Source organism: Marinomonas ostreistagni, assembly GCF_016888445.1.
In the GTDB taxonomy this organism is placed as follows: domain Bacteria; phylum Pseudomonadota; class Gammaproteobacteria; order Pseudomonadales; family Marinomonadaceae; genus Marinomonas; species Marinomonas ostreistagni.
In genome coordinates this window covers 750,340-765,027 of record NZ_JAFEKF010000002.1, presented here as the reverse complement: position 1 = coordinate 765,027, position 14,688 = coordinate 750,340, and the positions used below count along the sequence as shown (strand labels likewise).

Here is a 14,688-nt window from a genome sequence, read left to right as displayed (position 1 = left end):
CCACGTTGGCTCAGTTTATCGTCAGGCACGACAATTTAGATGTGCGATAGCCGCAGTAAAAATCTGAACATTTGGTCAGATTACCCAAAAAGCACTTAAAAGGCAACGTAAGTTAACCAAGTGTTTAAGTTTTGTTAGGCGAGCGCGCCGTGACGATACAATTACGCCCTTTACGCTTAGCCTTGTACAACGCCTCATCCGCCCGCTTTATCACTTCATCCGGCCACTCATTCGGCTGGGCGTGGGCCAAGCCAAGGCTTGCTGAGACACTGACGTGCTTGGTTTTTTTGTCTGTCGAGACATCCAGTTGCTGAGCACTGATCTGCTCACGCACCTGCTCTAATACCTCGCCGGCTTGCTCCAAATGACGACCTTTGAATAACAAGGTAAATTCTTCGCCACCATAACGAAACACCGCCGCATAACCATTAAATTGCTGTAAGACTTCGGCTACTTTTTGCAGCACTTCATCCCCTTTGTCATGACCATAAGAATCGTTAAATTTCTTAAAATGATCCACATCCAGCATGGCAATCGCGTAATGCCTAGGCAACGCTTGCAATGCTTCGTTTAAGGCACGTCGGCTGGGCAACTGGGTCAATTCATCGCGATAGGCCATACGATGACTCTCTGCCACGAAAAACCAGATCCAAATTAATATTTGTGCACTGCGCAAGGCCGACTCTTGGAGGCGATTAAGGGTTAATACTTCAAGTAACAGCAATGTTAGCAGGCTCACCAAAACGGCTGAGGAAAAGGCGTCATTGGCGCGCCACCAGATATAAAGACACAATCCAAGCGCCAAAACCACCACCGCCCAGCAGAGTAAAGTAGACAGTGGCATGTCTATCAGCGGCACAGCAAAGGCTAAAAACTTAAAATGCACCCACTGTTTCTCATATGCGAAACTCCACATGAGCAGCATGGCGAGAAATAAAAAACGATTAAACACATAGCGATTAAAGAAGCCGCGCTCACGCAGCAACAGCAACAACCCAAGCCCGAGTGCCGTAACCGTGGTGGCACTACTCGGCAGACTATCGTTTTGTATATAAGGGAAAAACGCCGGCGTCAGAATCAGCAATCCAGCCAACAACACCTTCCCGCGATTGAAGTGCCAAGCCATCAGCGCCATGACAACGACTAATATATAAGGTAGCCATGGCAGTAAAGCCAACGCCAAATTGGGCAATTGCTGGGTATACACACCCGCTAGCAAACTCCCCAATAATATAAAAAGAGGAATAAAAAGTGAGGTCACTCTCTGAGGCATTTACCTAACCTATCGATTCATTCGATTATATAAAATCAATATCTTGCCCCTAAATGAAGTAATTTTCATTAATAATTGGGGGCTTAAATCAACATTGAGGTAGTTATGGGCTTATTAATTGATGGAAAATGGCACGACCAATGGTACGACACCGAATCGACCAAAGGTAAATTCGTACGTTCGCAATCACAATTTCGTAACTGGCTAGTCGCCCCAAGTGAATACGATGCTGACAATGCACAACACTTCCCCGCCGAATCTGGGCGCTACCACCTCTATGTTTCCTTAGCCTGCCCATGGGCGCATCGCACGCTTGTTATGCGCCAACTAAAGCAACTTAGCGAGCACATTAGCGTTAGCTGCGTGCACCCGCACATGCTAGAAAATGGCTGGGAATTCAAATCAGAAACACGCTTTGAAGATGCTGAAGTGCCTGCCGGCGATCCACTTTATGGCTTTGATTATGCCTACCAACTCTACACCAAAGCGGATGCCAACTACTCTGGTCGTGTCACCGTGCCGATTTTATGGGACAAATACACACAAACCATTGTCTCTAACGAGTCGGCCGAGATCATCCGTATGTTCAACGTCGCGTTTAATGACTTAACTGGCAACCATCAAGATTTTTATCCGACTGAGTTGCGACAAGAGATTGACGCTATTAACGAACGAGTTTACGACACTGTTAATAACGGCGTTTATAAATCAGGCTTTGCTACGACCCAAGAGGCCTATGAAGAAGCGGTTGCGCCATTGTTTGAGAGCTTAGACTTCTTAGAACAACGCCTTGAGCAACAACAATATCTTGTGGGCAATCAGGTAACCGAAGCAGACTGGCGCCTATTCACCACGCTAGTGCGGTTTGACCCAGTATACTTTGGCCACTTCAAGTGCAACCTGAAGCGCATCATCGATTACCCTAACCTAAACGCCTACCTAAAACGCCTGTACGATATGGAAAACGTGGCAAAAACGGTAAACTTCGACCATATTAAAGAACACTACTATTACAGCCACGACACAATTAACCCGACAAGAGTCGTACCAAAAGGGCCTACGACCTTATTTCGGAATGATATTTAGCAGTTATTTAGGGAAAATTTAGTACTTTTTGACGATAGCCACACTCGCGACTATTAAAGTAACCTTTTTTTTCGGATAATACGCTGCTTATATATTGAACTCTACAAGCGAGCATCAGGCCCTTCTGTTGCTCGTTTTGTTTATAAAACGCGCTAATAAAATGATGGTTAAGTATGGAACGTAAGTTACTTTGGGTTATCTCGAGTATAGTGATTGTCATTCTGTGGTTAAAAATTGAGCCTCAGAGCACGACTCCGGCAACAGACTCAGACACAACAGAACAAGCCGTAGAAAAAGCCGAATCGAAGGCGAAACAGCCGGCTAAATCTGACACCGCTAAAAGCAGCACCGATGCGACAAAAGAAGAACGTGAGTACTTCCAAAGCCATCCGATCGATCCGAATAAACCAGACTTTGCTGCGATTGAAGACGTACAAACGCGTAAAGATGCTTTCTTCGAGTTTTTGATCCCATTTGCTAATGAAAAGAACGCGCTGTTGCTTAAAGACCGTGAGCGCCTCATCAAGATCCTCGAAAACCCAGAGCCGCCAACACGGGAAGAAAAAACGTGGCTGGCTGCTTTGCGTAAGATTCACAATTTGCGCAAAGTGGGTGTCTATACCCACGAAGACATCGCCGCCTTACTAAAATACGTCGACATCATTCCAACGTCTTTGGTATTGGCCCAAGCAGCCAATGAATCGGCTTGGGGCACCTCGCGCTTTGCTGTAGAGGGCAACAACTACTTCGGCCAATGGTGCTTCCGTAAAGGCTGTGGTTTAGTGCCCAACGCCCGTGGTGAAGCACAAGATCACGAAGTGAAAAAATTCAGTGATGCACGTGAATCTGTGTTTGCCTACATAGATAACCTAAACAGCAACTCAGCCTATAAAGAGTTGCGTGCGATCCGCGCCAAGCTGCGTGAGCAAAACAAAACCATTACTGGTTTAGCCTTAGTACATGGCCTTGAGCATTACTCACAACGCGGCCAAGATTACATTGATGAGATCGGTAGCTTGATCGACTACAACGAACTGTGGCGTTTCAACCTACATGGCGATGACACGACTCATTACAACGAGTAAACATTAGTCGAATTCCGTGCACTTTTCTGTTCAGTGACGCGGTCAACATGTTTTACTCAGAAATTAGCGCTGTAACAGGGTGGCGGTCTATTGGCCCCATCCTTTACAATAACGCTCGTTAGTACCCAAATTATAAAATCGAGGACATTCCTTTGGCCCGTTTACCTGTTATTGTTGGCTTTGGCGGAATCAATTCGGCTGGACGTACATCTTTCCATCAAGCATATCGCCGAATCATCTTTGATCTACTTCCCAATGCCATTCAGCAGGAGGTTTTACTAGACCTCGCCACGATTACCAATATCGCTGAATACCAAAATGGCCAGTGGCTTACAGCCGATGGTGAAGCACTGGATGCTGAAACATTGATCGACACCTTTGGTGAAGAGATTCTAGCGCGCACACTTATTCGCCGCATTCACCCAAGTTTGTTTGACGTCGACAATGTCGTGATTCACAAAAGCTCAGCGCTATCACCTGTCAATGAAGGCGAAAAGCTTAGCTTCAGTGTTAAAACTCGCTCTTTGCCAGACAACATCCCAACTAACTGGCAAGTGAAAGAAGTGTCGAAGACACACAGCGAAATCACTGTTGATGGTACGCTTGAGACCTTTATCAAAGACACTAAGTCTTTATCAGTCAAAGCGGCCGGCCAGCTACCGACAGGTTTTGATCCGTCCAAACTATACCAAAGTCGCAACCACCCGCGCGGTTTACAAATGACGGTATACGGCGCCTCTGATGCGATTTTAAGTAGTGGCCTAGATTGGGATTATGTGCGCAATCAAGTCGCGCCAGACCAAGTAGCAGTTTACGCGGCCAACTCCATCGGCCAGATGGACGACCTAGGGTTTGGCGGCATGCTCAAATCAGCTCTAATGGGCAAACGCACCACCTCAAAACACTTACCGCTTGGTTACGCACAAATGCCTGCGGACTTCGTCAACGCTTACGTATTAGGCTCGGTAGGTAATGTTGGCACCTCGATTGGTGCCTGTGCCACTTACTTCTTTAACCTTGAACGTGCAGTTGAAGGTATCAAAACCGGTAAGATTCGCGTAGCGATGGTTGGCGGCAGTGATGCGCCGATCACACCTGAGATCATCGAAGGTTTCCGCACCATGGGTGCCCTAGCAGAAGATACCGCTTTGCTGGCATTGGACATGCTAGAAAACCAAAAAGAGCCAGACCACACACGCAGCTGTCGCCCATTTGGCCAAAACTGCGGCTTCACTATTGGTGAATCCAGCCAGTGGACCTTGCTAATGGATGATGAACTAGCGATTGAGTTGGGCGCGACGATTCACGGCGCTATCCCAATGGTGTACGCGTTTGCCGATGGTTACAAAAAGTCCATTTCTGCACCGGGTGTAGGTAACTACCTAACGCTTAGTAAAGCGATGGCTTACTTAGAAAACATCGTTGGCCGTGACGGCTTAACCGAGCGCACCTTTATCCAAGCGCACGGTACCAGTACGCCGCAAAACCGTGTCACCGAATCACATGTATTAAGCCAAGCCGCCACCAGCTTTGGTGCTGAGGCCATGCCGGTCACTGCGATGAAAGCGTATCTTGGCCACTCTCAAGGTACCGCCGGTGGCGACCAGCTTCACTTATCACTTGGTGTCTGGGAACATGGCATTTTGCCAGGTATCGTGACCTCAAGTGCTGTGGCGGATGACGTCTACACCGATGGTCTTAAGTTCCAACTTAAGCACGAAGAATACGGTAAAGAGCACTTTGATGCGGCACTGCTAAACTCCAAAGGCTTTGGCGGCAACAATGCCACTGCGATCTTGTTAGCCCCTCACAAAGCGATGGATATGCTGGCGAAGCGTTACAGCGCAGAGCAACTCGCCGCTTACCAAGAAAAGAACGCAGCGGTTAAGAAAGCATCGCAAGCCTACAATGAGGCCATGATTCGCGGCGAAATCGAACCGATTTATCGCTTTGGCTTCAATGTATTAGGCGGCGAAGAATTGGACATTAGCGATAGCCAGATCAAGCTACCTGGCTATGATATGGCAGTTGATCTAAACGTCAGTAACGACTTCGACGATCTAGTCTAATCACCTCAAGTCAGACCAAGAATCCCCAGCTATGCTGGGGATCCTAGTTTTTCGATCAAGAAATCAATCAATAAGCGCACCTTTTTCGGCAACAACTTGCGCTCCGCATAGACCGCGTAAAACTGCCCTGTGAACGTCTCATACTCTGGGAACAACACCGTCAGCTCACCAGATTCGACGTACTTTTCGATCAAGAAATCCGGCTGCATAATAATCCCCGCCCCCTCTACCGCAAAGCGTGTCAATGCTCCGCCATTGTTGCCCATCAACGAACCAGAGACATGCACTTCAAAATCTTCTTGCGCATTACGGAACTGCCAACGCCCAGCGTAAGGAGCATTGGTATAAATCAAACAGTCATGTTCGAGCAAATCGGTTGGGTGCTTAGGTGTCCCTCGACGCGCTAAATAGTCCGGCGAAGCACAGACATAACCACGCATGTTACACAAAGGTCGAGCGATAAAGTGATCGCCACCCAACTCACCACCACGCACCGCCAAATCAATCCCAGACTCGGTCAAATCAATGCGCTTATCGCTAAAATCAATTTCTAAAGTAATGTCTGGGTAACGGGCAGAGAATTCGCTTAAGATCGGCACCATGTGCGTCAAACCAAAGTCCATCGGCACACTTATACGCAAATGACCTTTAGGTTGGCGCGTCAAATCCCCCAGCTCACCTTCAGCTTCTTCGATCGCCTCAAGGATATTGGTGCAATGCTGATAATATTGACGTCCCGCATGCGTGATACTGATATTACGTGTATTACGATGTAATAATTTAGCCCCCAACTCCTCTTCTAGGGAGTTGATATAACGGGTCACCATAGGTCTAGAAATATCTAATGATTCACTGGCAAGCTTAAAGCTCTCAGCTTCATAAACACGACAAAACACCTTCATCGCCTGCAGCTTATCCATATTTAACTCCTGATTTGTAAGGAAAGTTCCCTTAGATTTATTTCTTAATATAAAACAGTGAATTGTAAAAATGGCTGATTATGTATCATTTAAACCTGATTATACTGGTTGCCAACGTTAAACAACATACCTTTTGGAGGCACTATGAAAGCTTTACTGGTTACTACCGCAGTGATCGCATCAACAGGCGCATTCGCCGCAGACTATCAAGTTGACCCAGCACACTCAGCCGTGACATTTGAAGTGGGTCACCTTGGTGTCAGCACAACCGTCGGCCGCTTTAATGACTTTGAAGGCTCTTTTGCTTACGGTGATGACGACACCACAGGCAAAGTCGAATTCACCATTCAAGCAGCTAGCGTTGATACCAACCACGAAGCACGTGATAAGCACCTTCGCAGCCCTGATTTCCTAGACGTAAAACAATTCCCAACGTTAACCTTCAAAAGCACCTCATTTGACGGCGAAGATCTAGTTGGCGACCTAACGCTTCACGGCGTGACCAAACAAGTGACATTCGAAGTCGATAAAGTTGGCGAAGGCGACGATCCATGGGGCGGCTACCGTGCCGGCTTTGAAGCCAGCACTACGATTAAGCGTAGCGACTTTGGTGTGTCTTACTTCATCCCTGGTGTGACCGACGAAACCGAAATCGACGTTTACATTGAAGGCATTCGCCAATAATAAGAGGCTGACCGCACCATGTATGAGGAAGCCGGTAATACCAACCTGGTGATGTTACTCAATACAGCGATCTATCCATTTCTAGCAGCGGCGCTACTCGCCCTGCTAGGAAAGATACATCAAAGACTGAGCGTCCTTGGCCTTGCAGCGGGCTTTTTGGTGGGCTTAAACCTGATTCATTCAGGCTTAAACTTCCCGCCCAGCAAAGCCCTAGACTTCTTAGTCATCACCGTCTTATTAGGTTGTTTGGCCTCATTGCTAAAAACGCTAAGTGCACGCTGGCAAACTTCTTGGTTAACGCTGCTGCTACTGAGTGTAAGCTTTTATTTGCTACTAAACCCTGTGCTACAGCATCAAAATCAACTGGTGAGTATTTCTTGGGCCATTGCGGCAGGCGTTATCGCTTGGTTGGTGATGAGTTGCCAAAATATTACTGCCGAAGCCAAGACCTCTCACGCGCCAACGGCTTCACTCGCTGTTGTAGCCGCCGTGAGCGCACCAGTCGTATCGATCGGTGGCAGTTTGCTGATTGGACAATTGTTGGGGGTCTTTGCCGCCAGCATGGCAGCTGCGATCTTGGTACAAAGGTTTGTTCTTAAACAAAGCAGCTTAACTCTGCTATTGCCTGGCACTTTTGTGCTTGCCGGCCTATTAGCGCAAGCCCATGTATTGGCTGATCTACCGCTTTGGGTCGTATTGGTAAGCTATGTTGCTCTGCTAACTAATGCCTTGAGCAACCTTATTTGGCGTGAAGATGGGCGCTTACTGAGCCCCCTTAAAACTCTGTTACCACAAGTACTCTTGAGTGCAGTGATCGCAGCAGTTGCGCTTTGGTCTGTCTGGCCAGAAAGTAGCCTTTATTAAGGCTACTTTCTTACTTTCCCTGATCCAGCAAACTTTCTAGCCTTTAAAGATCGTACGACTCGCACGCCAAAATGGCAGAATGAACGCAGCAATCAAGCAACTAATCAAACCAAACGACAGCAAGTAACCCATGTGCGAGAAGTCTAAAAATAGACTGGTGAAAAAGAAGTTAGGCAATACCACAAACAACCAGCTCATAATAACAATCAGCATCATGCCAAAACTTGAGCCTATGTTGGCTTTAACCAGTAACCAAGCGGTGAAATAGGTATAAACGAATAGCGCAATCGCAAAGCCGATCATGCTGCCATTCAGGCCATCACTGAGCGAACCACCCTCAAGCTGCTGTGTCACCTCCGCAGGTGCCGCAGAATACCAAATCACTCCGGCAATCAGCTGTAACACATAAACCAACAAGACAGCTTTAACGTTCACAGTTCACTCCTCTAGACAATAGATTATTACTGACCATCAGGCAGATGGTAGCTGATACAATTCTTTAATCAGTGATCGTAGCACAGGTCGCCACGAACGCTGCTTGATGCCGTAATGACCAAAGATTTTTCGACAGGATAATGACTGTCTTTTGATCTCAGTAGCCATTTCCAAGGCATTTACCGTATCCCCCAGCTTTTCGAGCTCCGCTTGGGCTCTTTGATCAAATTGGCTCGCCGTGGTTAACACAGCCTCCACCAACCCCATCCAAGAAATCTCTTCTGAGCAACAGTAGTGATAAATACCGGTATTTTTAGCACCGTAATGGCGCTGCTTAACCACAGATAATAGTACTCGCGCCACATCACTGACAGGCGTCGGCGAACCGATCGCAGTGTCATGAAACGTGACCGAAGAGCCCGAGCGCACCAGATTGATAGTATTAGACACAAAATCATCTACGGCACCGCTAAACAACCAGCCGGTGCGCAACACAATGTTGTTGTCAGACGCTAGCACGACCTGCTCCGCCTGCTGTAACGTATTGGCAAAACGGCCACGACCATCTGGCTCATCGGTTTCTAGGTAAGTGGTTTCTTTGTCGCCCAAAAACACCTGCACACCACTTAACATATAAATTGGTGGACAAGACTCCTGCTGAACAACCTGCTCAAGGGCGGCTAAAAATTGGGCATAATCGTTTTGTGATGCACTGCGTAAAGAATAAGCGTCGATAATCGCATCGCAATATTGACGATCCAGCACCGACGAGGACAAACGCTGCATCACCTCTTCACTCGGGGTTTCTAACCAATCAAAGTCAAAATCGTTGTCGTAGTACTCACGAATCGCGCGCCCCAGCTCAGTATCGCTGCCTAATAGCACCACACGCATCGGGGCGTTAATGTTGTCTTGCATACTTACTCTCTAAACCTTATGCCAATTAGGCATCACTCTTAATAGATTCTTGCTGGTTTGCTCAGCCACATGCTCTAGCGATTGACTGCGCAAAGTGGCCACCTCTTGCGCCACCAGCGGTAACCGCTCAGGCGTATTGGTTTGCCCTTGATAACCACTTAACGGCATGTCTGGCGCATCCGTTTCTAATACAAACTCTTCATCGGCTAACGCCTGCAGCACTTGACGCGCTTTGTTTGCTCTTGGGTAGGTCACCGTGCCGCCGATGCCCAACACAAATCCCATCTCGATAAAGCGCTTCGCCTGTTGCAAGCTGCCATTAAAGGCGTGCACGATGCCACCCCATTTAAAGCCCTGCTGGCGCAGATACTTCAATACATCATCTTCGCTTTTGCGGGTATGCAAAATCACCGGCAACTGCAACCGATCGGCCATAGCTAACTGAGCACAAAAAACCTCAATTTGCAGCCCGTAGTCCGGCATACCTGGCCATTTATCCAAACCGATTTCCCCTAGCGCCACGACAGGTTGTGCCGACAACTGCTGCTCAAGTAAAGGCAACGCTGAGGCGGTGAAGCTCTCTAAAAAATAAGGGTGTAATCCTAGCGCGATCTTACAACAGCGATATTGTTGCCCTAACGCCTGCACTTGCGACCAAGAAGCCGCCGTCGTACTGGGCACTAAAAATTCGCTCACACCAACGGCTTGGCAACGCTTTAATAGCGCATCCAAATCGTCGCTAAAACAAGCAAAATCCAAATGGCAGTGACTGTCGATGATCATGCACAAAGATTACATGAAGCGGGCTCAAGTCTCTAGAGACTCAACACATGGGAGTGTAAAAAAGCCGCGTATGGTACGCGGCTTTTGTGTAAAGAGGAGACGTTAGCCGTTACAGCTTAGGACCGGCATCGATAATGCTCTGCGAGACGGTCTCAAATTTCTTAAAGTTCTCAACAAACTGGCTAATTAAATCTTTCGCCTGTGCATCGTAAGCGGCTTGATCTGACCATGTATCACGAGGATTCAAAAGCTGGCTTTCCACCCCTTCAACTTGTGTCGGAATGTCCACATTCAACTGCTCAAGGTGCGTTGTCTCAACATTAGCTAGCGCGCCGGACTGAATCGCAGCGATTACGGCACGTGTGGTTGGGATGCTAAAGCGCTTGCCGCCTTTACCATGAGCACCACCTGTCCAGCCAGTATTAACCAAGTAAACCTTGCTACCAAACTCTTCAATACGCTTGATCAAAAGATCTGCGTAGACATCCGCCGAACGTGGGAAGAAAGGCGCACCAAAACAGGTAGAGAAAGTTGATTTTATACCCGTGCCAGCGCCCATTTCAGTCGAACCAACCAAAGCTGTGTAACCGCTTAAGAAATGGTATGCCGCCGCTTCTTTTGACAAGATCGACACCGGCGGCAAGACCCCCGTCAAATCACAGGTCAAAAAGATCACCGCATTCGGCTCACCCGCACGGTTATGGGCTGAGCGTTTTTCAACACTCGTCAGCGGGTAACCTGCGCGGCCGTTTTGCGTCAAAGAGGTGTCAGTGTAGTCAGCGTGACGCTGCTCATCTAGAACCACGTTTTCAAGAACGGTACCAAACTTGATCGCCTTCCAGATAACCGGCTCATTCTTTTCAGACAGATCGATGGTTTTGGCGTAACAGCCACCTTCGATGTTAAAGACAGTGCCTTTGCCCCAACCGTGCTCATCATCACCGATCAAGAAGCGTGACTCATCTGCAGACAAGGTTGTTTTACCAGTACCAGACAGGCCAAAGAACAATGTCACATCGCCTTCTTCACCGACGTTGGCGGCACAGTGCATCGGCAACACTTGCTCTGCTGGCAATAGGTAGTTCTGCACCGAGAACATAGCCTTCTTCATTTCACCAGCGTAACGCATACCGGCAATCAGCACCTTACGCTCTTTGAAGTTTAGAATCACACAACCATCAGAGTTGGTGCCATCACGCTCTGGCTGACATTCGAATGTGGGGACATTCAAAATCTGCCATTCGCCCTTAGCGTTAGGATTGTAAGACTCAGGGGCAATAAATAGGTTACGACCAAACAAATGCTGCCAAGCCGTTTCTGTGCGCATTTGCACTGGGATGTAGTAATCATCGCCCGCGCCAACATGCACATCTGATAGGTAAGATTTGCGCTCATTAAGGTAGCTTTCAACACGCTCCCAAAGTGGTGCAAATTTTTCTTCTGGGAATGGACGGTTTACCGCGCCCCAGTGAATCGTATCGCGTGTGGTCTCTTCTTCAACAATGAAACGATCCATCGGTGAACGGCCAGTTCTCGCACCCGTTTCTACTACCAATGCACCGGTATCCGCCAACACACCTTCACCCGCTGCCAACGCACTTTCTACCAGTACTGCTGTGGTGGGGTTTCGTACAATTATTGAGTCATCAGATCGATTGATCATATGCACAAGTCCTCTGAATAGAATATTAATTATTGGAATTATTTTTTTTATATGGGGGTTACAAATATACTAACAAAACATTCTAAAAAATAATATTGATATAACATAATGTTATTTTTTTACAGGTGACTGGGACTACAAAGAAGTGCTAAGCCTTTGAAATTAAACAATTTAAATGTTTCAAAAACGACATTTAGTTGATTTTTTATACTGTAATAAAAATAACGATATGAAATAAAATTACGTAAATGTTTTTAAATTACGGCGCTATATAGTGAAGGGTTATAAAGGATTCCAACTAACTGCATATAGGCTCTAAGCGCATTCGCTGCATTTTTACTCGAAATTGCGTTTATTCTCGTCTAAAATCCCCCTCGAAATTATTAAAATCCACAATAATTCAACTATTACCCTGCCCGTCAGTCAGGCCTTTAAGCCTAGGTTCATGGTAGGATTCTTTCTAACCTTCCCCGTTCGAAACAAAGGTAGACTTAAAGCTATGCAAAACGTGAATCAGAGCTGCAACATCGGATTCGTTGGATTAGGCGTCATGGGTAAGAACCTTGCCCTTAACCTAGCCGACCACGGTTATCGCGTTGCAGGTTTTGATCTCGACAAAGATAAAGTCCAAGACGTACTAGACACTGAAGCTAGTGAGCGTCCTGACTCCGTCGACGAAGCGAGAATCATTGGTTGTGACGACATTAAGCAAATGCTCGATATGCTGGTTAGCCCACGCGTTATCGTTGTCTTAGTACCCGCTGGTAAACCAGTGGATGCTGTTTGCCAAAACTTAATCGAAGCCGGTCTAGAGCCACAGGACATTGTGGTCGATTGCGGTAACAGCCAATGGACGGATACTATTCGTCGCGAAAGCGAGTATAAAGACAAGTTCAAATTCTTTGGCACAGCCGTATCGGGTGGGGAAGTTGGCGCACGCTTTGGTCCTTCTCTAATGCCAGGTGGTGACGCAGACTCTTGGAAATACCTACAGCCAATGTGGGAAGCCGTGGCAGCAAAAGTTGATGCCAATGGCAAGCCAATCGAAACCCGCACACCAGGTCAGCCTGTTACCGAAGGTGAGCCATGTACAGCCTACCTTGGGCCAAACGGTGCTGGTCACTACGTTAAGATGGTACACAACGGCATCGAATACGCTGACATGCAGCTAATCTGTGAAGCCTACCACCTTCTTCGTTCGCTACTTGGTTACGAGCCTGCTGAAATCGGTAAGCTATTTGAAAAGTGGAACCAAGGCGTACTGAACAGCTACTTGGTCGAAATCAGTGCCGACATCCTACAACAGTACGATGAAAAAACCGGCGCACCACTGGTCGACATGATTTTGGACAGTGCCGGTCAAAAAGGTACAGGTCGTTGGACGTCTATCAGCGCCACCCAAATGGGTGTACCGGCGGGCATCATCAGTGAATCGGTTTACGCACGTGCGCTAAGTACTTTGACAGCCGAGCGAGAAAAAGCATCAAGCTTCCTAGTGGGCGACGTTGATCTATCTGAAATCGATGCACAAGCAGTTGAGCAAGCAATCGAAAACGCACTGTACTGCGCTAAGATCTGTGCTTACGCGCAAGGCTTCCAGCTCATGCGTGCCGCTCAAACCGAATACGACTGGACGCTAAACTTCGTCGGTATCGCCAAGATCTGGCGTGGCGGCTGTATCATCCGCGCCTCTTTCTTACAGAAGATTGCCGACGCATTTGAAAACAACCACGACCTAGAAAACCTACTGCTAGACGAGTACTTCGCCAACGCGATGCAAGAAAAGCAAAAAGGTCTACGCGACGCCGTGGTATTGGCCGCACAGTCAGGCATTCCAACACCTTCGTTCTACTCAGCGCTGGCCTACTTCGATGGCTACCGTTCAGAAGTGTTGCCAGCCAACCTACTGCAAGCACAGCGCGACTACTTTGGTGCGCACACCTATGAGCGTGTTGACGCAGAGCCAGGTCAAAAATTCCATACCCATTGGCAACAAGCGGGCCGCCCTGAAACTCAGGTCAAATAAGCCCGGCTCATTGCCATTAAAAAGCCCGCCTAAAGATCTTTAGGCGGGCTTTTTTGTGTCTGACATAGCGAGCTAACCGACAACGTTAGCGCAATATTTATTTGTGTTGCTTTTCGATCGCCGTTAACACGCCACGTAGCATGCCGACTTCTTGTTGGTCCAGCTGCGAACGCTGGAACAGACGACGAAAACGCGTCATCACTTGGCGTGGCGCTTTCGGGTCTAAAAACTCGATATCACCCAAGACCTTTTCCAAATGGGTCAGCATGTAATCTAGCTGCTCGGTCGTGGCCGCTGGCACATCCCATTTGCTCTGTACGATCGGACCATCCTGCTGCGCCAGCTCTTGCATACGCAGTTCGTAAGCGATCACTTGCACCGCTGCCGCTAAGTTTAGTGAACTAAAGCCTTCTACCGACGGGATATGCACATGGTAGTGACAGCGTTGCAGCTCTTCGTTGGTCAAGCCACGATCTTCACGCCCGAATACAAATGCGGTTTTTAGCTGCTCACTAAAGACTAAATCCGCGGCTTGGCGCGGATCGACAAGAGGCCACGGAATATGACGCTCGCGCGCACTGGTGCCGATCGCCAACTGACAGTCTGCGATCGCCTCTTCCAGCGTGGCAACGACTTTTGCATTATCCAAAATATCGGTCGCCCCCGATGCTCGGCTGATGGCTTCATCATGGGGAAACAGCTTAGGATCAACCAGCACCAGCTCGCTCAATCCCATGTTTTTCATCGCCCGGGCGGTACCGCCAATATTGCCTGGGTGGGACGTATTAACCAGGACAATTTTTACGTTCTGCTGCATAGTTGTGTGCTACCAAATCTCTAAAAAGCAATAAGGCGCCCATGTTATCAGAGATTTGCCATTAA

The 14,688-nt window shown here is 47.9% G+C and carries 13 protein-coding genes; 6 read left to right on the top strand and 7 right to left on the bottom strand.

Annotated features, from left to right (window positions below):
* Positions 1-124: 124 nt before the first annotated feature.
* The gene (locus JQX58_RS08950; RefSeq protein WP_204146494.1) at positions 125-1,273 is read right to left on the bottom strand and encodes a GGDEF domain-containing protein; all 1,149 of its coding nucleotides are present in this window, start codon (positions 1,271-1,273) and stop codon (positions 125-127) included.
* Positions 1,274-1,378: 105 nt separating this feature from the next.
* Here JQX58_RS08950 and JQX58_RS08945 point away from each other — a divergent pair, with 105 nt between their 5' ends.
* From JQX58_RS08945 to JQX58_RS08935, 3 genes are all read left to right on the top strand, one after another.
* Positions 1,379-2,359, top strand: coding sequence for a glutathione S-transferase family protein (locus JQX58_RS08945; protein WP_204146493.1), 981 nt, complete (start codon positions 1,379-1,381; stop codon positions 2,357-2,359).
* 173 nt (positions 2,360-2,532) lie between these two features.
* On the top strand, positions 2,533-3,444 hold the full coding sequence (locus tag JQX58_RS08940) for a glucosaminidase domain-containing protein (RefSeq protein WP_204146492.1): 912 nt from the start codon (positions 2,533-2,535) through the stop codon (positions 3,442-3,444).
* A 152-nt stretch (positions 3,445-3,596) separates the two neighbouring features.
* Complete coding sequence (locus tag JQX58_RS08935) at positions 3,597-5,513, top strand: beta-ketoacyl synthase (RefSeq protein WP_204146491.1); 1,917 nt, start codon at positions 3,597-3,599, stop codon at positions 5,511-5,513.
* 29 nt (positions 5,514-5,542) lie between these two features.
* Here the strand turns inward: JQX58_RS08935 and JQX58_RS08930 are convergent, their stop codons facing one another.
* Positions 5,543-6,433, bottom strand: a complete 891-nt coding sequence (locus JQX58_RS08930; RefSeq protein WP_204146490.1) for a LysR family transcriptional regulator — start codon at positions 6,431-6,433, stop codon at positions 5,543-5,545.
* Positions 6,434-6,577: 144 nt separating this feature from the next.
* On the opposite strand from JQX58_RS08930, the gene JQX58_RS08925 reads away from it, so the two are divergent.
* Positions 6,578-7,117, top strand: a complete 540-nt coding sequence (locus JQX58_RS08925; protein ID WP_204146489.1) for a YceI family protein — start codon at positions 6,578-6,580, stop codon at positions 7,115-7,117.
* An 18-nt stretch (positions 7,118-7,135) separates the two neighbouring features.
* Positions 7,136-7,981, top strand: a complete 846-nt coding sequence (locus tag JQX58_RS08920) for a hypothetical protein (RefSeq protein ID WP_204146488.1) — start codon at positions 7,136-7,138, stop codon at positions 7,979-7,981.
* 36 nt (positions 7,982-8,017) lie between these two features.
* Here the strand turns inward: JQX58_RS08920 and JQX58_RS08915 are convergent, their stop codons facing one another.
* The 4 genes from JQX58_RS08915 to JQX58_RS08900 form a co-directional block, all read right to left on the bottom strand.
* Positions 8,018-8,416 (bottom strand): hypothetical protein, encoded by a 399-nt coding sequence (locus JQX58_RS08915; RefSeq protein ID WP_204146487.1) that lies wholly within the window; start codon positions 8,414-8,416, stop codon positions 8,018-8,020.
* Between the two features lie 36 nt (positions 8,417-8,452).
* Complete coding sequence (locus JQX58_RS08910; RefSeq protein WP_204146486.1) at positions 8,453-9,334, bottom strand: sugar nucleotide-binding protein; 882 nt, start codon at positions 9,332-9,334, stop codon at positions 8,453-8,455.
* Positions 9,335-9,343: 9 nt separating this feature from the next.
* Complete coding sequence (locus tag JQX58_RS08905; RefSeq protein ID WP_204146485.1) at positions 9,344-10,117, bottom strand: TatD family hydrolase; 774 nt, start codon at positions 10,115-10,117, stop codon at positions 9,344-9,346.
* 109 nt (positions 10,118-10,226) lie between these two features.
* Positions 10,227-11,780 (bottom strand): phosphoenolpyruvate carboxykinase, encoded by a 1,554-nt coding sequence (locus JQX58_RS08900; protein ID WP_204146484.1) that lies wholly within the window; start codon positions 11,778-11,780, stop codon positions 10,227-10,229.
* Positions 11,781-12,279: 499 nt separating this feature from the next.
* Here JQX58_RS08900 and gndA point away from each other — a divergent pair, with 499 nt between their 5' ends.
* Positions 12,280-13,806, top strand: coding sequence for an NADP-dependent phosphogluconate dehydrogenase (gndA, locus tag JQX58_RS08895; RefSeq protein ID WP_204146483.1), 1,527 nt, complete (start codon positions 12,280-12,282; stop codon positions 13,804-13,806).
* A 97-nt stretch (positions 13,807-13,903) separates the two neighbouring features.
* Here gndA and JQX58_RS08890 read toward each other — a convergent pair whose 3' ends face one another.
* Positions 13,904-14,623 (bottom strand): RNA methyltransferase, encoded by a 720-nt coding sequence (locus JQX58_RS08890; RefSeq protein ID WP_204146482.1) that lies wholly within the window; start codon positions 14,621-14,623, stop codon positions 13,904-13,906.
* Positions 14,624-14,688: the final 65 nt, after the last annotated feature.